The 20,950-nt window shown below is 64.6% G+C and carries 19 protein-coding genes; 13 read left to right on the forward strand and 6 right to left on the reverse strand.

Annotated elements, in window-relative coordinates:
• Nucleotides 1-51: 51 nt before the first annotated feature.
• Nucleotides 52-399 (reverse strand): nitrite reductase small subunit NirD, encoded by a 348-nt coding sequence (gene nirD / locus U5A65_RS23370; RefSeq protein ID WP_321910337.1) that lies wholly within the window; start codon nt 397-399, stop codon nt 52-54.
• Between the two features lie 29 nt (nt 400-428).
• Nucleotides 429-3,005 carry a nitrite reductase large subunit NirB gene (nirB, locus tag U5A65_RS23375; RefSeq protein WP_321947686.1) on the reverse strand — a complete coding sequence of 859 codons (2,577 nt, stop codon included), beginning with the start codon at nt 3,003-3,005 and terminating at the stop codon, nt 429-431.
• Between the two features lie 619 nt (nt 3,006-3,624).
• Here nirB and cobA point away from each other — a divergent pair.
• The 3 genes from cobA (at nt 3,625) to U5A65_RS23390 (ending at nt 6,671) form a co-directional block, all read left to right on the forward strand.
• Nucleotides 3,625-4,422, forward strand: coding sequence for a uroporphyrinogen-III C-methyltransferase (gene cobA / locus U5A65_RS23380; RefSeq protein WP_321947631.1), 798 nt, complete (start codon nt 3,625-3,627; stop codon nt 4,420-4,422).
• A gap of 479 nt (nt 4,423-4,901) precedes the next feature.
• Nucleotides 4,902-5,621 carry a response regulator gene (locus tag U5A65_RS23385; RefSeq protein WP_321910342.1) on the forward strand — a complete coding sequence of 240 codons (720 nt, stop codon included), beginning with the start codon at nt 4,902-4,904 and terminating at the stop codon, nt 5,619-5,621.
• 66 nt (nt 5,622-5,687) lie between these two features.
• Nucleotides 5,688-6,671, forward strand: coding sequence for a zinc-binding dehydrogenase (locus tag U5A65_RS23390; protein WP_321910343.1), 984 nt, complete (start codon nt 5,688-5,690; stop codon nt 6,669-6,671).
• A gap of 32 nt (nt 6,672-6,703) precedes the next feature.
• Here the strand turns inward: U5A65_RS23390 and U5A65_RS23395 are convergent, their stop codons facing one another.
• Together U5A65_RS23395 and U5A65_RS23400 are read right to left on the reverse strand one after the other, a co-directional pair.
• A complete protein-coding gene (locus U5A65_RS23395; protein WP_321947633.1) occupies nt 6,704-8,098 on the reverse strand; it encodes an MFS transporter in 1,395 nt (464 codons plus the stop codon).
• 23 nt (nt 8,099-8,121) lie between these two features.
• Nucleotides 8,122-8,850 carry a type IV pili methyl-accepting chemotaxis transducer N-terminal domain-containing protein gene (locus U5A65_RS23400; RefSeq protein ID WP_321910347.1) on the reverse strand — a complete coding sequence of 243 codons (729 nt, stop codon included), beginning with the start codon at nt 8,848-8,850 and terminating at the stop codon, nt 8,122-8,124.
• A gap of 500 nt (nt 8,851-9,350) precedes the next feature.
• On the opposite strand from U5A65_RS23400, the gene U5A65_RS23405 reads away from it, so the two are divergent.
• From U5A65_RS23405 to U5A65_RS23435, 7 genes are all read left to right on the forward strand, one after another.
• Nucleotides 9,351-9,719 carry a hypothetical protein gene (locus tag U5A65_RS23405; RefSeq protein ID WP_321910349.1) on the forward strand — a complete coding sequence of 123 codons (369 nt, stop codon included), beginning with the start codon at nt 9,351-9,353 and terminating at the stop codon, nt 9,717-9,719.
• A gap of 333 nt (nt 9,720-10,052) precedes the next feature.
• The gene (locus U5A65_RS23410) at nt 10,053-11,159 is read left to right on the forward strand and encodes an AI-2E family transporter (protein WP_321910350.1); all 1,107 of its coding nucleotides are present in this window, start codon (nt 10,053-10,055) and stop codon (nt 11,157-11,159) included.
• A gap of 43 nt (nt 11,160-11,202) precedes the next feature.
• Complete coding sequence (locus U5A65_RS23415; protein ID WP_321936610.1) at nt 11,203-12,753, forward strand: TolC family protein; 1,551 nt, start codon at nt 11,203-11,205, stop codon at nt 12,751-12,753.
• Nucleotides 12,750-13,871 carry an HlyD family secretion protein gene (locus tag U5A65_RS23420; RefSeq protein WP_321910352.1) on the forward strand — a complete coding sequence of 374 codons (1,122 nt, stop codon included), beginning with the start codon at nt 12,750-12,752 and terminating at the stop codon, nt 13,869-13,871. Before U5A65_RS23415 ends, U5A65_RS23420 begins: the two co-directional genes overlap by 4 nt.
• Nucleotides 13,872-13,880: 9 nt before the next feature.
• A complete protein-coding gene (locus tag U5A65_RS23425; protein WP_321947635.1) occupies nt 13,881-14,921 on the forward strand; it encodes a DUF2955 domain-containing protein in 1,041 nt (346 codons plus the stop codon).
• Nucleotides 14,918-15,298 (forward strand): potassium channel family protein, encoded by a 381-nt coding sequence (locus tag U5A65_RS23430; RefSeq protein WP_321947636.1) that lies wholly within the window; start codon nt 14,918-14,920, stop codon nt 15,296-15,298. Before U5A65_RS23425 ends, U5A65_RS23430 begins: the two co-directional genes overlap by 4 nt.
• A 114-nt stretch (nt 15,299-15,412) precedes the next feature.
• Nucleotides 15,413-16,363: a hypothetical protein gene (locus tag U5A65_RS23435; protein WP_321947688.1), complete on the forward strand. Its 951-nt coding sequence runs from the start codon at nt 15,413-15,415 to the stop codon at nt 16,361-16,363.
• Between the two features lie 31 nt (nt 16,364-16,394).
• On the opposite strand, the gene U5A65_RS23440 is transcribed toward U5A65_RS23435, so the two are convergent.
• Complete coding sequence (locus U5A65_RS23440; protein WP_321910357.1) at nt 16,395-17,171, reverse strand: NAD(P)H-dependent oxidoreductase; 777 nt, start codon at nt 17,169-17,171, stop codon at nt 16,395-16,397.
• A gap of 84 nt (nt 17,172-17,255) precedes the next feature.
• On the opposite strand from U5A65_RS23440, the gene U5A65_RS23445 reads away from it, so the two are divergent.
• The 3 genes from U5A65_RS23445 (at nt 17,256) to U5A65_RS23455 (ending at nt 19,567) form a co-directional block, all read left to right on the forward strand.
• Nucleotides 17,256-18,152: a LysR family transcriptional regulator gene (locus tag U5A65_RS23445; protein WP_321910358.1), complete on the forward strand. Its 897-nt coding sequence runs from the start codon at nt 17,256-17,258 to the stop codon at nt 18,150-18,152.
• Between the two features lie 110 nt (nt 18,153-18,262).
• Nucleotides 18,263-19,129, forward strand: coding sequence for an AraC family transcriptional regulator (locus U5A65_RS23450; RefSeq protein WP_321947638.1), 867 nt, complete (start codon nt 18,263-18,265; stop codon nt 19,127-19,129).
• 57 nt (nt 19,130-19,186) lie between these two features.
• Nucleotides 19,187-19,567, forward strand: a complete 381-nt coding sequence (locus tag U5A65_RS23455) for a cupin domain-containing protein (RefSeq protein WP_321936592.1) — start codon at nt 19,187-19,189, stop codon at nt 19,565-19,567.
• A 76-nt stretch (nt 19,568-19,643) separates the two neighbouring features.
• Here the strand turns inward: U5A65_RS23455 and U5A65_RS23460 are convergent, their stop codons facing one another.
• Nucleotides 19,644-20,762: an FUSC family protein gene (locus tag U5A65_RS23460; protein ID WP_415765452.1), complete on the reverse strand. Its 1,119-nt coding sequence runs from the start codon at nt 20,760-20,762 to the stop codon at nt 19,644-19,646.
• Nucleotides 20,763-20,950 lie beyond the last annotated feature (188 nt).

A 20,950-nucleotide genomic window follows, 5' to 3' on the forward strand; every position in this document is an offset into this window, starting at 1 on the left:
GAAACAGATTCAGGGTGCGCGGCGCTACGTGCGCGCCGCGCCTTCGTCATGTCAGGCGGCAACCCAGACCTGACCGTTTTCCACGCGTGCGGCAAACGCGTTGACCGAATGCTGGGGCGCTTCGATACATTCGCCAGTGGCCAGATCGAAGTGATGCTTGTAGATCGGCGAAGCGACTACGACACGCTCACCAAAACTGCCGACGAGTCCGCGCGAAAGCACCGCGGCATGCGAGTTCGGGTCGTAGTTGCCGATGGCGTACACGCGCGCGCCGCCGTCGTCGACATGGAACACAGCGACCTGCTCGCCCTTCACGAGCGCACACACGCCGGTGTTCGGCACGATATCGTCGAGCGTGCAGACGGGAACCCAGTCGCCTTGCCTAAGTTCGTTGCTCATTTCGTACTCCTCGGTTCGATAAAAGGGAATCAGACGGTTTCGACGACTACCGGAATCGCGCTCAGCGCTTCATGTCGCGTGAAATGCGGCGACGCTTGCGACACCTGCGTGCGCTCCTCGGGCGTGGCCGGCCGGATCTGGCCGCGCTCTTCAATGAAGGCGACGTGCTGGTCGCCTGCATCGCTATTGACGAAGTGGCGGAAGCGGCGGCGCGTTTCAGGATCGGTCACGGCCTTCTTCCATTCGCATTCGTAGGTGTCCACCACGAGCTGCATTTCTGCTTCGAGTTCGGCGCCAAGGCCCAGCTTGTCGTGCACGATCACGTCGATCAGATAGTCGAGGCCGCCTTCGAGGTTGTCGCGCCACACGCTCGTGCGCTGCAAACGGTCAGCCGTGCGCACGTAGAACATGAGGAAGCGGTCGACGTAGCGCACGAGCGTCGCCTGATCGAGATCGGCAGCGAGCAGCTCCGCATGGCGCGGCTTCATGCCGCCGTTGCCGCACACGTAGAGGTTCCAGCCCTTCTCGGTCGCGATGATGCCGACGTCTTTGCCTTGCGCCTCCGCGCATTCGCGCGTGCAGCCGGACACGCCGAACTTGATCTTGTGCGGCGCACGCAGGCCCTTATAGCGGTTCTCGAGTTCGATCGCGAAGCCCACCGAGTCGCCCACGCCGTAGCGGCACCACGTCGAGCCCACGCACGACTTCACCGTGCGCAAGGCCTTGCCGTAGGCGTGCCCCGATTCGAAACCCGCTGCGATCAGCTCTTCCCACACGAAGGGCAACTGCTCGACACGCGCCCCGAAGAGGTCCACGCGCTGGCCGCCCGTGATCTTCGTGTAGAGGCCGTACTTCTTCGCCACCTGCCCCACGGCTATGAGGCCTTCGGGCGTGACCTCGCCGCCCGGCATGCGCGGCACCACCGAATACGTGCCGTCGCGCTGAATGTTGGCGAGGTAGTAGTCGTTCGAGTCCTGCAGGCTCGCGTGCTCTTTCTTCAGCACGAATTCGTTCCAGCAAGAGGCGAGAATGCCGCCCACGGCCGGCTTGCAGATATCGCAACCGAGCCCCTTGCCATGTTTCGCGAGCAGTTCGGCGAACGTCTTGATGCCTTCCACGCGCACGATGTGATACAGCTCCTGGCGCGAATAGCGGAAGTGCTCGCACAGGTGATTGTTCACGGCAAGACCCTGGCGTTTCATTTCCGACTTCATGACCTGCGTGACGAGCGGCACGCAGCCACCGCACGACGTGCCAGCGTTGCATGCGCCCTTCACGGCGGCGATGGTCGTCGCGCCGTCGCGCACGGCCGCGCATATTTCGGCCTTCGAAACGTTGTTGCACGAGCAGATCTGCGCGGCGTCGGGCAGCGCTTCCACGCCGAGGGCAGGCTTCACCTTGCCGTCGGCCTGCGGGAGGATCATGAATTCGGGCGACTCGGGTAGCTCGATGCCGTTGAGCATCATCTGCAGCAGCGTGCCGTATTCGCTTGCGTCGCCCACCATGACCGCGCCGAGCAGCTTCTTGCCGCAATCGGACACCACGATCTTCTTGTAGACCTGGCGACGCTCGTCGGCGTAGCGGAACGAACGGCTGCCGGGCGTCTTGCCGTGCGCGTCGCCGATGCTCGCCACGTCCACGCCCATCAGCTTGAGCTTGGTGCTCATATCGGCGCCCGCGAAGTCCGCCGCAACGCCCGCCAGCGCCTTCGCGGCGATGCGCGCCATGTCGTAGCCGGGGGCGACGAGGCCAAAGATCTGGCCTTGCCACAGCGCGCATTCGCCGATGGCGTAGATGTTCGTGTCGCTCGTGCGGCACTGGTCGTCGATCACGATGCCACCGCGCGCGCCGATATCGAGGCCGCAGGCGCGGGCGATTTCGTCGCGTGGACGAATACCGGCCGAGAACACGATCATGTCGGCTTCGAGGTGCGTGCCGTCGGCGAACTGCATGCGGTTGGCGGCCGTTTCACCGTCGACGATCGCCAAGGTGTTCTTCTGCGTGTGTACGCTCACGCCGAGTTCTTCGATCTTGCCGCGCAGCATGCGGCCACCGTCGTCGTCCACCTGCACCGCCATGAGGCGCGGTGCGAATTCCACCACATGCGTGTCGAGGCCCAGATCGCGCAGGGCTTTCGCGCATTCGAGGCCGAGCAGGCCGCCGCCCACCACCACGCCCGATTTCGCGTGCGCGCCGCGCGCCTGCATTGCTTCCAGGTCGGCAATGGTTCGGTAGACGAAGCAATCGGCGCGATCGTTGCCCGCGATGGGCGGCACGAACGCCGAGGAACCGGTGGCCAGCACGAGCTTGTCGTACGCAAGCGTCTCACCGTTGGACACCGTAATGGTGCGCGCCTCGCGATCGATCGACACCGCCTTGGCATTGAGCACGAGGCGCACGTTCTCGCGCTCGAAGAAGCCGGGCGCCACGAGCGAGAGGTCGTCAGCCGACTTGCCCGCGAAGAATTCGGAGAGGTGCACGCGGTCGTAAGCGGGGCGCGGCTCTTCGCAGAGCACGGTCACGCACGCGTTGGGTGCGCCGTCCGCAAGGATGCATTCGAGAAATTTGTGGCCCACCATGCCGTGGCCGACGACGACGATCTCCATCGCGGCCGAACTGTTCACTTCGTTCGTTGCTTGCACCATGAGCCTCTGCCAATAAAAAAGGCGTCCCGCGATTCCAGCTTCTAAAGAAGCCAGATTCGGGGGACGCCGTTGCCCTGAATACGAAACCCTTGTGCGCCGCGCTTGCTGCTTGCAGCCGAATCCCCATTGATTCGCTATGGCACTTGCTGTGAAGCAATACGCAAGCACTGTGCCAATTCGCGCGCATTCCGCACAACGCCCCGTCTGGCGGACTTCGGCGGTATGCGCGCAGGGCGTCCGGCACTGATGCGGCGCACGCATCGTGATGCAAGCGGGCACAAGATTGGTGCCGTGCAGCACATTCGCTGTGCGCCTCCCGCTTGCGGGTTGCGGCGTCGTCAATTGGGGGGCGCCCTGCCAGCGTGCGGCCGGGGCGAATGCGCGCGCGCTGGTCTGGAACTTGCGTGAGCCCGAGCGTCCGGCAGCGTCGCTGGGCGATGCAACTATGGGCCGCGCGACGTGCGCGGCGTGATTCGAGCTAACCGGACAATGGCGTCCCCTCGTCGCAAGCGGCGAGCGGACGCCATTTGTTTTTGGGCGTTCCCAACGTGGGTACGCGAAACAGGAAAGGAACACAACGATGACGACGGGCAACGAAGGCAAGGTCACGCTGGTGAGCGCGGGTCCTGGCGATCTCGACCTCCTCACACTGAAGGCGGCCAAGGCGCTTGCGAGCGCCGACGTCGTGCTGCTCGACGATCTCGCGAACGCGGAGATCGCTACGCTCGCGCCACAGGCCCGCGTGATCCGCGTGGGCAAGCGAGGCGGCTGCCGCTCCACGCCGCAAGCCTTCATCGAGCGCCTGATGCAGCGATACGCGCGCCGGGGGCTGCACGTCGTGCGCGTGAAAGGCGGCGACGCCTTGCTGTTTGGCCGCGCAGGGGAAGAACTCGCGGCATTGCGCAACGCGGGCGTGGCGGTCGAGATCGTGAACGGCGTGTCTTCGGCGTTCGCGGCGGCCGCCGGGCTTGGCGTCTCGCTCACGCACCGCGATCATAGTCAGGGTGTGATCTTCGTGACGGCGCATTTGCGCGACCATAGCGAGCCCGACTGGCAGGCACTCGCCGCGACAGGCATGACACTCGCCATCTATATGGGTATGAGCCGGATCGAGTCGCTGTGCGCAACCCTTGCCAACACACTCCCGGCGGGCACGCCCGCAGCCGTCGTGCAATGGGCGGGCAGCGCTGACGAGCGCCGCGTAACGGGCACGCTCGGCACGATCGCGGCACGCGCGCGCGCGGAGAACCTTGGCAGCCCGGCCATCATTCTCGTGGGCAATGCGATTGGCGAGGCGTCTTCGTTCGTTATTTCAACTGCATCATTCCCCATGGACGCGAACAAGAGGCCAATCACGGCGCAACGGCTGAGTGCGTGACCGCGTCATTAATCTCCTGATTATCACGCTATACATAGGAATACGAATATATTAAATAGATCAGGCCTTGACCACACATCTTCTCAACATCCACTGACATAAATCTTTCGTAATTCTCCCCGCACTATCGCAGCGCGCAATGCTTTCATTTCAATACGAAAAATAAAAACAGTAAGCAAAACAGCGCGTATCACTGTCGTACTAAAGAATTCCTGACCTTCGCCCTACTATTTTCGTACATGCCCTATGGAAATCCCCGATTAAATATTACGCTCCATGAAAGCGCCGGGAAGGGTTGTCTTGACTAGAATGCAGACATCAACGTAGCAGGCAGCTTTGAGAAAGGCGATCTGCCGTTGCAAAGACTGCTCACGCAGCATTTCTTTCAAGCATTGCGCCACTACCTGCTTCGGTATTCGTTCGAATAGTATTCCTATATAAATCAAGCAAATCATAGGGCGCAGGTAAGGAACAACAAGATGAAGTTGCTGCTCGTCGAAAATAATTCGGGGCTTTCCCAGTGGCTCGTCAGTTTGTTGCGCAGCGAGAATTTCACCGTCGATTGTGTGGGCGACGGCGAAAGCGCGGATCTCGTGTTGAAGTCACAACATTATGACCTCGCACTGCTCGAAATGGACTTGCCGCGCTTGAGCGGTATGAGCGTACTTGTGCGTTTGCGGCGCCGCCGCGACAACCTCCCTGTTCTGATGATGGCAACGAACGGCTCGATCGACGACAAAGTGGCGTGCTTCAGCGCCGGCGCCGACGACTACCTCGTCAAGCCCTTCGACACCCGCGAGTTGCTCGCGCGCATCAAGGCGCTGATACGCCGCCAGGCGAGCGACAAGGCAGCGCGCCTGAGCTGCGGCGACCTGCACTATCGCACGGACACGCGCGCCTTCTGCCACAACGACACGCCGCTGACGCTGCGTCGCCGCGAACATTGCATTCTCGAGGCGCTCATGCTCCGTCAGGGCAGGACCGTCTCGAAGCGCACGCTCATGGAAAGCCTGTTCGGCCTCGACGAAGAACCAAGCCGGGATGCAATCGATATTTACATCCACCGCTTGCGCAAGCATCTCGCCAACTCGAGCGCACAGATCCTGACCTTGCGCGGCCTGGGCTACATCCTGCGAGCAAAGGACGCCGCATTGCTCAAACCCGGCGAGGAACCCTGCCTGCAGACAGAAAGCAAATGATGAACTCCACACCCGCTGCGTGCACGCTCACCCCATGCGCAACCTGCCACCCAAACGAGATCGAGCATGAAAGCCTATGTCATCGAACAGCCCGGCGGCCCGGAGGTCCTGAAGATGCGCGAGATCGCGCCGGCTGCGCCCGGCGTGGACGAAGTGCGCATTCGCGTATGCGCGTTCGGCATCAACCGCGCCGAAGCCGATTTACGCGCGGGACGCCTCGGGCCGATTGCCGGCTCGGTCGTGCCGGGGATCGAGGCCGTGGGGGTGGTGGCGGAGGACCCCTCGAAGACATTCCGGGTGGGAGAGCGTGTTGCCACTGCGATGGGCGGCCTGCAGGTCTCGCGCAACGGCAGCTACGCGGAGGAAGTCACGGTTTTGCGGCGCAACGTCGTCGCGCTCGGGTCCACGATCTTGCCATGGGAAGAACTGGCCACGTTGCCGCTCGCCTATCTCACGGCGTGGGGGGCGCTTGCGGCGAGCCTCGAGGCGAAAGCCGGGCAGACCTTGCTCGTGCGCGGCGGGACGTCCGCCGTGGGCCTCGCTGCGATCGCCTATGCGAATGCCTTCGGGCTCAACGTGCTGGCCACGACACGTTCGGCAAGCCACGTCGAACGCCTCTACCATGCCGGTGCGCACGAAGTGCTGATCGACAGCGGAGAAGTCGCCGCCGCAGTCGCGCGTGAATGCTTGCATGTCGACGCCGCGCTCGAAATCGTGAGCGCGGCCAACGTGTGCGACACCGCGAAAATGGTGCGGCCGTTCGGCGGCGTAACCGTAGTTGGCACACTGGCCGGGCCACCTCTTCTCACGCCCTTTGATATTGCGCGCGATCTGCCGCCCGCGGTCCGGCTCAGCTTCTTTACGAGTGATCTGCTCGGCACAAAGGCGTTGCCGCTCAACTACGCTCCGCTGCGCCTTATCGCTTCGGGCATCGCCAGCCGGAGCATTGCGTCGCTGCACGCGTACACCTTCGAGTTCGACGAGATCAGGAAAGCGCACTACCTGCTGGAAAGCAACCGCGCCCTCGGCAAGATCGTCGTCCGCTTATAGCGGAGCGTCACTCGCGCGCGGGCCGCGGTGCCTTAGTTGCTTGCGCTCGCTTGAGCGCCCTGCACGACAGCCGGCGCCATCGCAGGCTCTTGTGGCAACGCCCATTCGAGCCAGCGTGCGCGGTGCAGCACCACCAGAGCGAACGCGGCTGCGGCGATCACGCCGAATGTCGCGAAGCCCATCTGGTAGCTGCCGGTGCTTTCCTTGGCAATGCCCATGATGACCGGCAGGTAGAAGCCGCCGATCCCGCCCGCCGCGCCGATAATGCCCGACATCAGCCCGGTGCGGCCCTGCCAGCGGCGCGGAACGAGCTGGAACGTCGCGCCGTTGCCAAGCCCGAAACACACGTAGGTGAACGCAAGCAGCGCAATACCCGTGGCGAACGGCGGCATCCACATCGCGAAGGCGAAGTCGCACAGTGAAATCGCGGCCAGCAGCACCACGAGCGCTCGCACGCCCGAAATGCGATCGGCGATCAGGCCGCCGAGCGGACGCACCATCGCGCCGGTCAGCGCGAGCAGCGACATCACCACGCCGGCCTCGAGCTTCGGTACCTGGTAGAGCGAAATAAGCAGCGTCGAGATATAGGACGACATGCCGACAAAACCGCCGAACGTGATGCTGTACACGAGCATCACAACCCACGTGTCGCTTTCCGTCAGCACCGCGCGATAGTGCCGCGGCAGCACGGCAATGGCGATCAGCGCGCCGAACACCGGCAACAAAAGCACGCCGGTCTTGCCCGCACCGAACACGCCGGCGTGCACGGCGAGCACAAGCGCGATCAGCCCGGCGAGCGTGATACCGAACGAGCGCAATGCCTTCGCCGCGCTGCCGGACTTGTGGCCGAGATCGCGGGCCCAAAAGATCACGGCCGTCGCGGCCAGCGCGAGCAGCGGCAGCGCCGCGCCCGTGGCGCGCGCCCAGCCATAGTGGCTGGCGAGGCCCGGAAAGAGGAAGCCGTCGAGCACGGCGCCAATATTGCCGGCTGCAGCGAGGCCCAGCACGAGGCCCTGCACCTTCGGCGGATAGTTACTGCCAGCCATCGGCAACGCCACAGCGAAGCTCGCGCCGCCCACGCCGAGCAGTACACCGAGCACGAGCAGCAAGGTATAGGACGGCGTGCCCGGCATCAGCAACAGCACGGCGGCGGGAATGGCGGAAAGCGCGATGCCCATCAGCGCAACACGGCGGCCATCGCAGGCCTGATACAGATTGCCGAGCGTCACGCGCAAAATCGCCGCACCGAGCACGGGCACCGCCACGAGCAAGCCCAGTTCGGCCGGCGTCATCGCGATGTCCTTCTGAATGAAAGGCGCGAGCGGGCCAAACATCACCCACACCGTGAAGCCGGTGTCGAAGTACAGGAAGCACGCGATCAATGCGCGCCAGTTACCGCTCTTGAGCGAACTTACCAGGTCTTTCACGAGGTTCTCCCCAATAGTGGATCTCAACCCGCAAGTCGGGCATGCATCCGTTGATTTCGGAATCCAGAATGTCTTTCGGGCGCGGCGTCACGCGTTTCGGGCTTGCCGACCACGCCTTGCACGAGCCGGTCCATTTCACCTATTACGTGCGCCAGCTCGGCTGTAATCACAGCGAATTCGCGGCCGAACTGGCCTGCGCGGGCGGCCGCCACCCTTGCATTGAGCGCGACGATGTTCGCGCGCAGGGAAATGGCGGCGAGCTCGTCGACGATGCCGGCCTGGCGCTTCGCCGCCGCCGCTTCCACGCTGCGCAATTCGTCCTGGTACGCCTGGGTGAGCGTTTGCAGCAGTTCGAGCAGCGGCGTGGCGGCGGCGGTGAGTTCCGTCACGGCTGCCTCGCACACGCCATCGTCCGTCGATGGCTGGACTGAGCGTTCGAGGCACGCGCACGCATGCTCGGCCAGCTTCGTGAATGCGCGAATGCGCTCGTCGGCCTTGCGCGCGCCAAAATAGAGTTCGCGCAAGGCGCTCGAAAACACACCCGGAAAGTGGTCGTCGCCTTGTACCAGCCGCGCGTGCGAAGCCGCAAATGTATCGAGGCATTCGCGCGCGATCACGAGCGCGGCGGCGTCGCCACGCAAGCCAAGCAATGCGTGCAGGACGACGCGCTGCGAGAGCATGCGCTGGCGCCCGGCCAGATTGATGAGCTCGCCAACGATTTCCGCCGAGATGTCAGGTGTCGTTTCCCGCATGTTCATCTTTAGTAGTGCAAATAGCATCGCCAAGGGTTTGCCAGACCAGGGGCGCACCGAGCGAAGCAAAAAAAAAGCGTCCCGAAGCGCACCTGCCACGCACGCTGTGCCGTGGAGTGCTGCTTCGGGACGCCGTTGCCCCGCAAGACCGAAAAGCCCCGCGCACGGCGGGACGATGATGCAATTCACTGGAGCCGTCATTGGCCCCGGCAGTGATTAAGCAATAGGTGTGCCACACTCTGCGCAAGCGGCGCGCGCTCCGGCGCAACGCCCGGCTGGCGCGGCTCCGCCCGCTCAGACAGCGCGCCCGGCCCGCGCAGTCCGGACTGGCGGCGCACCACCAATCGTGTGCTTCGCATGACTGCTGCTGGTGCACTGCAGCGTAGACCCGCACCATCGCCGGGCACCGTCTTGCCCTTCGCCGCAACCGCCCTAAGCTTTAAACATCGATCGAAAGCCGCGCTTGCACGCGTACGCGACGCCGGCTTGGGAGGTGCATCATGAAACCAACTGCCATCGCCTTCGCGAGCGCATGGGTAGCGCTTAGCCTTGTCTGCGTTCCCATCCCGGCTGCGGCGGCCGCCTTGAACGAAGCAACGATAGCGATCGTCGCCGGCACGTACGGCAGCAACTGCGGCGCGCCACACGGCAATGTCACGCGCGATCTCGCCGAGCACTGCGACGGTTTGCTAACCTGCAACTATCCGGTGTCGATGACCGCCGCGCAATCGGGAGGCTGTCGCAATGACTACCTCGCCGAGTGGCGCTGCGGCAGCCAGGAATTCCACAACGCGGCACTGGCCGCCGGTGCGGGCAAAGGCGATCGACTGATTCTCAGCTGCGTGCCGTCGAGCGGCGCGGGACATTGAGGTGTGCGAATAGGAATCAGACTCGCGCCGCGCGCACGACGCCATTTTCAGCGCACGGCTAACCCGATTCGTCGCCGACCCAAGGCGGGCGGCAGATTCGTTGTCGCCTTTCATCGCGTGTAATAGACTCAACTCAACAGCGCGTTCCGCACAACTCGCAGGCGACTGCAAACATCGTGCAGTTGTGCTCCCGGTCACGGGGTCATGCCGGGAACGAACGCGACGTTAGCGGACAGTTTCTCGTACTACCTGGGGTTCTGGCGGCCCTCGCCGGAACGCGATAGGAGCCACGGCGCGCCCGAGTTGCGCGTCAGGCCAGAGGAGAGACAGACCATGCTGCTGCCCACTACGTCAACGCCAAAGGCGCAGTCCCGGGACTTGCTCGATGTCCTGATCCGCGCCGCGCTGATTGCCGTCCTGGCGATGTTTTGCTTTCGCATCTTCGCCCCGTTCCTCGACCTCATGGTCTGGTCCGTGATTCTCGCGGTCACGCTTTTTCCGCTGCAAATGCGGCTGCAGCGCAGTTTCCCTCACAAAGATGGACTCATCGCCTCGCTCATCATTCTCGTGGCGTTCGGCGTGATCCTCGCGCCAACCTGGCTGCTGGGCGTCGCCGTGGCCGATTCGATCGAGCATGCCATGGGCGTTGCGAAGAGCGGGACGTTCAATATTCCGCCTCCCGCCGACTCGATCGCACACTGGCCAATCGTCGGCCAGCGCGTATACGACTTCTGGATGCAGGCGTCGACCGACATTACCGGTCTCGTGCAGCGGTTTGCACCGCAACTAAAGGCGGCTGGCCTCGCGCTGCTTGGCACGCTCACCGGTCTTGGCGCCGCATTGCTGGTTTTCTTCGTATCCCTGATCATTGCGGGCATTCTCATGGCGCACGGCGACAAGGGCTACCGCAGCACGGTGTTGATCGCTTCGCGCATCTCCGGCCCGGAAAACGGCCCGCAGATCGCCGATCTTTGCACGGCAACGATACGCGCGGTTGCGCAGGGCGTGGTGGGCATCGCATTCATCCAGATGGTGCTGATCGGCGTTGGCTTCATCGTGATGGGCATTCCGGGCGCGGGCTTGCTCGCGCTGGCCGTGCTGCTGATCGGCATCATGCAGTTGCCCGCCACGCTCATCACCGTGCCCGTCATTATCTTCGTGATCATGACGCAGGGCGTGAGCACGGCGACGATCGTCTTCTCCGTGTATGAATTCGTTGCAGGCCTCGCCGACAACGTCCTCAAGCCGTTGCTGCTCGGGCGCGGTGTGGCCGTGCCCATGCCGGTGGTGCTGATCGGCGCGATTGGCGGCATGGTCACAGGCGGCGTGATCGGCCTGTTCATCGGCCCGGTAATGCTCGCCGTTGGCTATCAACTGTTCTGGCGCTGGGTGAAAGACCAGCCTCAACCCGAACGCACACGAGAAGAACAGCAGGCTTGAGCCGCGAGGCCGACCTGTGTTCCTCTGCGAGCGCCCTCACTGGCTGCCTCTCGGTGCCTGTTGCATCAGCACGCTGCTGAACGCGTGCATGCACGTGGGCCCCGACTTTCAGCCGCAACATGAGAGCTGGAGCGAACACTGGAGCAGCGCATCGATCGATCAGGTCACGGTGATCGCTGCGCAGCCCGGTGAGCCGCCCGACGCGCGGCAATGGTGGCACGTCTTCAGTGACGACAATCTCGAACAGCTGATTGCCGCGGCCGATGCAAACAACGGCGACCTGAAGATCGCGGCATTGCGCGTGATCGAGGCGCGCGCCCAGCTAGGTATCGCGCTCGCGGGGCGTTACCCGCAGGTGCAGCAGGCCAACGCCGACGTGCTGGCCTCGGCACGCAAGCGCCACGACGGTTTCGACCCGCGTTCGGGCGCGTACGTTCAGTATGGTCTCGGCTTCAGCATAGGCTGGGAACTCGACTTCTGGGGCCGCTTCAGCCGCGCGATCGAATCGGCCGACGCCTCATTCTTCGCCGCCCAGGACAACCGCGAAGACGCGCTCGTGCTTGTTCACGCGCAAGTTGCGGACACCTATTTCACGCTGCGCACGACCGAAGCGCGCCTGCGCATTGCGCGCGAGAACGCGCAACTGCAAAAGCGCAGCTACGAGATCACGCAAAAGCTCTTCAAGAGCGGCGAAACCGACGAGCTCGATCTCCAGCAAGCGAAAACACAGTATCTCGGCACATTGAGCAGCATTCCTGTATTCGAAAGCCAGATTGCGCTGGCGCGTCACGCGCTTTGCGTGCTGCTTGGGCGCCCGCCCGGCCCGTTGCCGGAACTCGACGCACAGCCTGCCAAAGCAGGCTTCGTCCCGCTCATCAACCGAGCCGTGCTTCAGGATGTGCCTGCGAAGCTGCTGCTGCGCCGCCCGGATGTGCGCGCGGCCGAGCAACAGATGGCCGCGCAGTCGGCGCTGATCGGCGTGGCGAAGGCCGATCTGTACCCGTCGATTTCACTGGTCGGCTCGCTCGTGTGGAGCGCCAGCTCGCTTGCCGGGGCGCCGAGCACGCTTGCCGTGGTGGGCGGCCCGAGCATCACATGGAATGTGTTCGATCACGGCCGCATTACGAACAACGTGCGCGTGCAGGACGCGCGCCTGCAGCAGTTGATCGTCGCGTATCAGGATACGGTGCGCGAAGCGGCGCGCGAGGCTGACGACGCCGCTACGGCGCTGAACGCGGCGCTGCAGCGCGATACGATCCTGCACGACGCGCAAGGCGCTGCGCAGCGCTCGCTCACGCTCGCCAATACGATCTACCGCGAAGGGTACTCGGACTTCCAGCGCGTGCTCGACGCGCAGCGCGCACTCTCCGCGCAGCAGGACGCGTTCGTCGTCAATCGCGGCAACGCCGTCAGCAGCCTGATTGCGCTGTACAAGGCCGTGGACGGCGGCTGGGATCTGCCGCAGCCGCTCATCGATCCCGCCACGCGCGCGCAAATGCAGCGGCGCACGGACTGGGGCGACCTGCTCGACGAAACGACGCCTCCCGCCGCCGCGCAGCGTCCTGGCAATCAACCGGATGGGCCGACACAATGAGCCGCGCGCCCGAACCTTCGAGCCCGCCGCCGGCACCGCCACCGGCTTCCGACTCGTCCGGCAAGGCGGTCAAGTGGATCGTTATCCTGATCGCCATCAGTCTGATCTGGTACCTGCTCGCCGACCGTTTCACGCCGTATACCCAGCAAGCGCGTGTAGCGGCCTACGTCGTGCCCGTTGCAGCCGAGGTATCGGGACGCGTGACGCGCGTGCTCGTGCACAACAACCAGGAGGTCAACGCGGGCGACGTGCTGTTCGAGATCGACAACACGCAATATCGCATTGCCGCCGACCGCGCGCGCGCCGACCTCGAATCCACGCGCCGGCAGATCGGCGCGAGCACGGCCGGGATCGAATCGGCGCAAGCCTCGTTGCGCGCGGCCCTCGCCAACGAGGTCAAGGCGCGTCAGGACAGCGACCGGCTGGAACGGCTGTATCGCGAAGACGAGGGCACAGTCTCGCTGCGGCGGCTCGAAGTGGCGCGCGCCACGCACGAGCAGGCACAAAGCCAGGTCGAAAGCGCCCGGGCCGAAATCGAACGCGCGCGCGAGCAGCAAGGCGGCAATGAAGCGGAAAACGCGCAGTTGCGCAGTGCGGCCGGCGCGCTCGAAAAAGCCGAGCTCGATCTCGCCAACACGCGCATTCGTGCGCGCTCGGCCGGCGTCATCACCGACCTGCGCACCGAAGTCGGCCAGTTCGCGGCCGCGGGCAATCCGGTCATGACGCTCATCGCCATTCACGATGTCTGGGTCAGCGCGGACATGACGGAGAACAATCTGGGCCATCTTCATGCGGGCACGCCCGTCGCCATCGCACTGGACGCGCTGCCGGGCGAAGTGTTCACGGGACGCATCCGCAGCATCGGCTATGGCGTGAGCGTTGGCCAAAGCACGCCGCCCGGCACCCTGCCCACCGTGCAGAACAGCCGCGACTGGCTGAGGCCCGCACAACGCTTTCCCGTGATCGTCGAGTTCGACGATCACGAACGCGCGCGGCTGCGCAATGTTCGTGTGGGCGGCCAGGCCGAGGTGATGGCGTTTCCGGGCACAGGCAACCCGCTCAACCCGCTCGGCCGCGTGTTCCTGCGCGTGATGAGCTGGCTCGCCTACCTCTACTGAGCGGCCCCAATGCAAACGAGCCCATCGCCTCCCGGCCGCCGCGCGCTGCGCCTGGCCACGGGCACGGCGCTCACGCTCGCTATCAGCTTCGCGTTCGAGTTCCCGATTCCGGTGATCGCGCCGGTCCTCGCCGTCTTTCTGCTGGCCACGCAGAACCGGCCGCTTTCGCTCAAGGCGGCGCTCGCACTCGCGCTGGTCGTTGCGGGCACAACGGGCAGCGGCCTGTTGCTCGTTCCTGTGCTGCGCTATTACCCGTTCGCCGGCGTGCTGCTCGTCGGGCTTTGCCTCTTCCTTGCGTTTCGCGCCGGGCTGCGCGGCGGCAACAACCTCGTAGCGACGTTCCTCGCGGCGGGCCTCACGATGATTACCGCAGCCGGCGTGGCCGACCAGCAACTGGCCGCCACGGTGGTCGGCGCGCTCGTAAAAGGACTGCTGCTCGCCGTGCTCGCTTCGATCTTGAGCCACGCCCTCTTTCCCGAGACCGGACCTGTGCTCGCCAAACCCGCCGCGCGCGTCATGCCGCAGGCAATGGCATCGCGCGTCGCCTTGCAGGCCGCGCTCGTGGTCATGCCCGCCTGGCTGCTGGCGATGAACGACCCGGCGAGCTACATGCCGATCATCATGAAGTCCGTGAGTCTCGGCCGGCAAAGCTGCACCACGTCGGCACGCGACGCGGCGCGTGAGTTGCTCGGCTCCACGGCGCTTGGCGGGCTGCTCGCCGTTGCGTTCTGGTTTTCGCTCAGGCTCTTTGTGAATATCTGGATGTTCTATCTGTGGATGCTGCTGTTCGGCTTGATCGTGGCACGCAAGCTGTATCGCATCCGTCCAACGCGCTACTCGCCTGGCTTCTGGCTGAACGGTCTCGTGACGATGATCATTTTGCTGGGTCAGTCTGTCCAGGACAGCGCGGCGGGCAAGGACGTCTACCGAGCATTCGCGGTGCGCATGGCGCTCTTTCTTGCCGTCACTGCATACGCGTGCCTGATGCTGCAGATATTCGAGCGGTTTGCGCCGCGTGGCTCCGTATCGCTCGAGAGGAACACGCCATGAACGACGCGCCCCAAAAAGCGGTCCACGCCCCGAAGGCGCGAGCGATCCTGCTGGAATCGGGCCGGACCATCTGGTATATGCGCCTGCTGCCCGGCGGCCCTCTACTGATATTCGTTATCCTTACTGTTGGCATGTTCTATTTCGGCGGCGGCGTGGAAACGCTGAACCGCCCCCCTTCGCCGATGGGCGAGACCGTGTACTTCTGCGCGATCACGGCTCTGACCGTCGGTTACGGCGATGTCGTGCCGACCATCGTGTTCGGCCGCATCGACGCGGTGCTGCTCGGACTGATCGGCGTCGTGTTTACCAGGTTGATCGTTGCCGCCGCTGTGCGCGGCGTGCAGGAAGCCTCACGCGAGGCGCGTGAGCGGGCGTGAGCAGGCGTAAGCAAACTCAAGCAGGTGTAATCAGACCCAATCGGGCATCGGGACCCGGCAGGATCGAACATGACGAACACCACCGTCCGTTGGGCGCAACTGCGCGTCGCGCTAATGAAGATTGGCGCGGCGGCACTCGCGGCCACGCTGCCCCTGCAAACGCACGCGCAGAGCATACCGAACCAACTGTCGAGCCGCACGGTGATAGGCGGCAACATCAAGCAACATGCGGATGCCGTGCTGGCCATCATGACCTACACCACGGTTCCGGACGTCACCACCAGTTCGCTTTCGATCAACAACGGCGCCACCGGCAACCCCGGCTTTGGCCAGACACAACTGGGCGGCGGCTTCACGCTTAGCCGGACATTCCCCTTGTATATGGAAGGCACGCTCGCTTATAGCCGCTACGACCCGACGTTCATCGCCACCGACGGCGAGGACCAGCGCGCGCTGCCCACGAGGTGGAATACCTTCAGCGGCACGGTGGGGCTAGGCTGGGACTTCCGCATCACCAACGAGCTCGTGTTTCGCCCGATCATAAACGGCACGATTGGGCGTGTTTCCAGCGATCTGAGAATCGGACAAACGTTGTTCAACCATGTCACGGACAGCAATCTCCAGTTCCTGAACAACGGCTATCTCGACGCGTACGGCTACGGCGGCTCGCTCATGCTCGACTATGAGCACTACCGCGAGAACTACGAAATCGACGCGGAGTTGCGCGCAACCGATATTTACCTGCGCAGCTTCGGCGGCAGCGCGCAAGCTGTCCAGGGCTCGGCCATGGCGCAGCAAGTGAGCCTCTGGACGCGCTGGCGCGCGCCAACGGGCTGGCACGCGCTGGACAAGCCTGTACGCTACGTGCTGGAGTTCGCCTACTCGCATTACTACGGCGACAGCGCCGGGGTACTCGGTTTCAACGAACTCACGTCGCTCGGCGTGGGTCTCGAACTCGACAGCAGCAGGTATCCCATCATCATCACCCGTACGCGGGCAATGGTGCGCTACGTGTTTGGCCACAACGTGCACGGCGTTTCGTTTGGCCTGGCGGTCAGTTTTTAGGATTTCGAACGATGTCCATGACTGCATCCGCTTACGCTACATGCGCCGCAAACCCCGTGCGTTCCGGCGCAACGTCTTCGCGCAGCGTGAGCGCCGGGATTTCATACGCGCCGCCATTCTGCTTGCGAAACGCGATGGGCGCGCTGTGCGCCAGTGCATCGAGGCGCTCGCCGAGCGCGTCGAGCGTTTGCGCGTAGCGCGCGTCGTCCATGCGCCCCGTGCGGTACACGAGAAACGGTGGCAGCACGTCGTAGCCCGGGTAGTAGAGCACGCCATGATGGATCGGGAAGAGGATGTCGTCGATGGGCCCGTTCACGCCGCGCGGTCCGTAGTGCGACGCCCAGCCGCCCATGGTCACGACGAGCATCGCGCGCTTGCCGGCGAGCGTGCCCTCGCCATAGCGGTCTCCCCAGCGCACGTCGGAGTGCTCGCCCACGCCATAGGCGAAGCCATACGCAAAAACACGCTCCACCCAGCCCTTGAGGATGGCAGGCATGGAGAACCACCAGAGCGGAAACTGCAGGATGAGCGTATCGGCCCACACAAGCCTCGCCTGCTCGCGCGCGATGTCCGCGGCCTGAAGGCCGTTCTCGAACGCGTGTTTCGAATCGAGCGACGGATGAAACGGCGCGTCGCCGCGGCGCTCGAGACTGTCCTGCGCATCGATCGTCGCTTTCCAGTTCATGGCGTAGAGGTCCGACACCTGAACGGCGTGACCCGCCGCCTCGAGACGCTGCACGGTGAAGTCCCTGAGCGCGCCGTTGAGCGACTTCGGTTCGGGATGGGCATAGACAAGCAGGATATTCATGGCGAGGGCTCCGTGGTCTGACACGAACCCAGCTTAGTTGCACGGCTGCTATAGTGGAAATGAATAACGGAAATACCAGCCATTATGTCCGCTAATTTACGCAGCCTCGACCTCAACCTGCTCGTCACGCTCGACGTGCTGCTCGCCGAGCACAACGTCACGCGCGCGGCGCAACGCCTGAACTTCTCGCAACCCTCGGTCAGCGTGCATCTTGCGAAGTTGCGCGAGATCCTGGGCGATCCGTTGCTGCTGCCGGGCCCGCGCGGCATGCAGCCCACGGCGCGCGCGCTCGCGTTGCGCGAGCCGCTACGGGAGGCGCTCGAATCGCTCGAGCGCGCGATTGCGCCCGAGCGCCCGTTCGATCCAGCCGGCGCCCGCGATACGTGGCGCGTGGCGGCGAGCGACTATGGCGAGTCCACGATCGCGTTGCCAGCCCTGCGCGGCTTGCGCGAGGCCGCGCCGCACACGCGCCTTGCCGTGGTGGAACTCGCGCCTGCGCGCGTCGCGAAGCAGGCGGCGCAGGGCGAAATCGATCTGGCGTTCCACACCACCAGCGAAGCGCCCGAGAACCTGCGCCGGCGTACGCTCTTCACCGAGCGCTACGTGCTTGCGGGCCGCGCGGACCATCCGCGCCTCAAGCGCCGTCCGGGCACGAAGCAGTTCTGCGCACTCGAGCACGTTATCGTCTCGCCCGATGGCGGCGGATTTCACGGCATCACCGACGAAGCGCTGGCGCAAGCCGGACTCACGCGGCGCGTCGTGCTCTCCGTCCCGCACTTTCTTTTTGTCATTTCCGTGCTCGAGCGCAGCGACCTCGTGGCCATGCTGCCGTGGCGGCTCGTGCGCGAGAAGGCGACGCTGCGTGTGGTCGAGCCGCCCATCGAGGTGCCCGGCTACGAAATGTGCATGCTCTGGCACGAGCGCTCGCACCGCGACCCCGCGCATCGCTGGCTGCGCGAGCAGATCGCTCGCGCGGTGTAGGGCGGCGCACGGCGGGCGTGGGCCGCCAGCGCGGGCGGCGCGCCTGTGCCACAATCCCCGTGGCGCCGCACCGGCCCCAGGCCGCATTGCGCCGCACATAAGCCACCACCATGAATCCGATCGATCCCCAGCGCCGCGCCGACTGGCTGCTGCGCGCCGAACCCGTTGCGGGCATAGAACGTATCGAAGCCTTCTTTCAAGGGAAGGCGTTTGCGATGCATCGCCACGACACCTATGCGATCGGCCGCACGCTTGCGGGCGTGCAGAGCTTCAAGTACCGGCGCGGCACGACCCACAGCCTGCCGGGCCGCACGATGGTGCTGCATCCCGACGAGCCGCACGACGGCCAGGCCGGCACCGGCGAAGGCTTTCGCTACCGCATGATCTACGTGCAGCCTGCCGTGTTCCAGCACATGCTGGGCGGCCGCGCACTGCCCTTCATCGAGGGCGGCGTGACGAACGATCCCCGTTTATGGGCGGCGACCGAGGCGCTGCTGCAACAGGTCTCGCAAGGCCTCGACCCGTTCGAGCAGAGCGACGCGCTCGCGGAACTGGCACACGCGCTCGCCGCCGTGGCGGGCGCGCCGCCCGCGCTCTCAAAGGGCGACTTCGCGAGCGCGCAGCGTGCCCGCGAGTACCTCGACGCGCAGTGTCAGCAGGCCGTTTCGCTCGACGCACTCGAACACGCCGTGGGACGTGACCGCTGGAGCCTTTCGCGCGACTTCCGCATGTTCTACGGCACGAGCCCCTATCGCTACCTGACGCAACGGCGTCTCGACGCCGCACGCGCGATGATGCTGCGCGGCATGCCGCTCGCCGATGTGGCGGCCTGCGCGGGGTTCACGGATCAGGCCCACATGACGCGCCATTTCACGAAGACCTACGGCATTGCGCCGGCGCGCTGGTTGCGCATCGCGGGCGGCGCATCGGAGCGCATCGTCACGATCGTTCAAGACGCGCGACGCTCTGGGGCGTAGTCTCGAACGGGTCGTTCGCTATCGCGGGCGAATCAACCTGTGGAGCGGTCTGCAACCATGAGTCCCTTTGCCGAGTCGTTCGATCTCGAAGCCGCGTTCGGCGACGTGTCCGAATACTGGTCGCCGAAAGTCGTCGCGCAGGTCAACGACCAGTATGTGAAAGTCGCGAAAGTGCGCGGCCAACTGGTGTGGCACGACCATGCGGGCGAGGACGAACTGTTCTTCGTCGTGCGCGGACATCTGAAAATCGAGTACGAAGGCGGGCGTGTTGTCGATGTGCCCGCTGGTTCGATGCACGTGGTGCCGCGCGGCACGTTGCATAACCCGGTAGCCGAAGACGAGTGCTGGATCGTGTTGATCGAGCCCGTGCAGACGAAGCACACAGGCGATATTGCGTCGCCGTTGACGAAGACGATCGAGCAGCAGTTGCGCCGGTAGCGCCCATTCGCGAAGGGGCGCCTCGCCTGGCCGGGACGCATCGAGCGCGGTTGGCTCCCGGTCGGCTCGCCGTTGCCTATTTCGTGTGGTTCGAGCTTCGGAGCGGGAAGATGAGCATGGCGGCAGCGAGGCCAAGTGCTCCGCCGAGGAGCGTCTCCCAGGCTCGTGCGGCAAGCAGTGAGATCGAATGCACGCCGCTTGCTGCGAGCGTAACGATCAGCGTGAAGGCGAACGCCCCGCAGGCGATGTCGTAGCGCTCCGGCAACGCCATCGCATAGATGACCATTGCGAGCGCAGCGGCAGCCCATATGAGCAACGGCGCGTGCTCGGCGACCGGCAGGCAGGCAAGGCCTATGGGAACGCCAATCAACGTACCGAGAATCCGGCGGCGAACACGCTGTATCGTGCCGGTTGCCGAACCGGCGACGACGTACGTGCACGCGGTGATCGCCCAGGCAGACTCCTCGAGTCCAATCAGGCCGTTCAGGAGGCAGATGAGCAACGCGCCAATGGCCGCCTGCAGTCCCATGAAGAACTCCGGCGACCACCGCCCGGGTAACGGCTGCGGCCCGGCGGCGAGCACCGCGGCGATGGCGGGCCGTTCTGCCGGCCCGCTCAGCATGCGCGGCACGACCGACGCCAACACGGCGATCAGCGCGGCTATGCCGATTGCCCGCAGATCGTCCGTGGTAAGGCGAGCACCGTAGGCAAGCAATTCTCCGATATAGATTTGCGAACCTATGCCCGCACCGAGCACGCCGAATCGTTTGAGATAACCAACCAGAAACGCGCCCGACACGAGAACGAGTTCCGGCCCTCCCCGGCCTGCATGCTGTAGCGGCCTCGCCAACACCACGAACAGAACCGCACCGAACGCGGCGGCAAAGCTCAGCAGCATGAGATCGCGACTGGATTCGGCTCGCGTCGTTTTGCCTTCGGAGACGCTCGCCCAGAGCGCGAAGCTTCCGGCGAGATAGCCAAGCGACACGCTGCTGGGCACGCTTCGGGCAATGTCCTGCAACGTCCCGAGTGCCGCCGCGAGCCCGTACGCCGTCACGAGCCGCAGCCCCTTGATCCGGCGATGCGTACCGGGATCAACCCGGTCCAGCCAATGGCCAAGTGCGGCGACGGGTGGCAGCATCCCCCGCAGACATTTTCTGGCTTTGTCAGGCCAGCGACGCAAACTGTCGTTCATGGGCGTGTCCGTGATCTTTTCCGGGGCATTCGCGAGGCCAGCCTTCGGAGCTTCGCAGCCATAGCATGAAAACGCAGTTTAGGCTTGCGAACGCTAAAAACCTCAACGATCTGGAAAACAGGTGCGACAGACGCGGGGGCCCTCGCCCCACGCCTTGGCTCCTGCTGTCACCGGCCTGCCATGTACGC

The organism is Paraburkholderia sp. J10-1 (genome assembly GCF_905220165.1).
Classification (GTDB): Bacteria; Pseudomonadota; Gammaproteobacteria; order Burkholderiales; family Burkholderiaceae; genus Paraburkholderia.

Coding starts and splice junctions, on each gene's coding strand:
- nirD (WP_321910337.1), bottom strand. CDS start 399: ATGAGCAACGAACTTAGGCAAGGCGACTGGGTTCCCGTCTGCACGCTC.
- nirB (WP_321947686.1), bottom strand. CDS start 3,005: ATGGAGATCGTCGTCGTCGGCCACGGCATGGTGGGCCACAAATTTCTC.
- cobA (WP_321947631.1), top strand. CDS start 3,625: ATGACGACGGGCAACGAAGGCAAGGTCACGCTGGTGAGCGCGGGTCCT.
- U5A65_RS23385 (WP_321910342.1), top strand. CDS start 4,902: ATGAAGTTGCTGCTCGTCGAAAATAATTCGGGGCTTTCCCAGTGGCTC.
- U5A65_RS23390 (WP_321910343.1), top strand. CDS start 5,688: ATGAAAGCCTATGTCATCGAACAGCCCGGCGGCCCGGAGGTCCTGAAG.
- U5A65_RS23400 (WP_321910347.1), bottom strand. CDS start 8,850: ATGCGGGAAACGACACCTGACATCTCGGCGGAAATCGTTGGCGAGCTC.
- U5A65_RS23405 (WP_321910349.1), top strand. CDS start 9,351: ATGAAACCAACTGCCATCGCCTTCGCGAGCGCATGGGTAGCGCTTAGC.
- U5A65_RS23410 (WP_321910350.1), top strand. CDS start 10,053: ATGCTGCTGCCCACTACGTCAACGCCAAAGGCGCAGTCCCGGGACTTG.
- U5A65_RS23420 (WP_321910352.1), top strand. CDS start 12,750: ATGAGCCGCGCGCCCGAACCTTCGAGCCCGCCGCCGGCACCGCCACCG.
- U5A65_RS23425 (WP_321947635.1), top strand. CDS start 13,881: ATGCAAACGAGCCCATCGCCTCCCGGCCGCCGCGCGCTGCGCCTGGCC.
- U5A65_RS23430 (WP_321947636.1), top strand. CDS start 14,918: ATGAACGACGCGCCCCAAAAAGCGGTCCACGCCCCGAAGGCGCGAGCG.
- U5A65_RS23435 (WP_321947688.1), top strand. CDS start 15,413: ATGAAGATTGGCGCGGCGGCACTCGCGGCCACGCTGCCCCTGCAAACG.
- U5A65_RS23440 (WP_321910357.1), bottom strand. CDS start 17,171: ATGAATATCCTGCTTGTCTATGCCCATCCCGAACCGAAGTCGCTCAAC.
- U5A65_RS23445 (WP_321910358.1), top strand. CDS start 17,256: ATGTCCGCTAATTTACGCAGCCTCGACCTCAACCTGCTCGTCACGCTC.
- U5A65_RS23450 (WP_321947638.1), top strand. CDS start 18,263: ATGAATCCGATCGATCCCCAGCGCCGCGCCGACTGGCTGCTGCGCGCC.
- U5A65_RS23455 (WP_321936592.1), top strand. CDS start 19,187: ATGAGTCCCTTTGCCGAGTCGTTCGATCTCGAAGCCGCGTTCGGCGAC.
- U5A65_RS23460 (WP_415765452.1), bottom strand. CDS start 20,762: ATGAACGACAGTTTGCGTCGCTGGCCTGACAAAGCCAGAAAATGTCTG.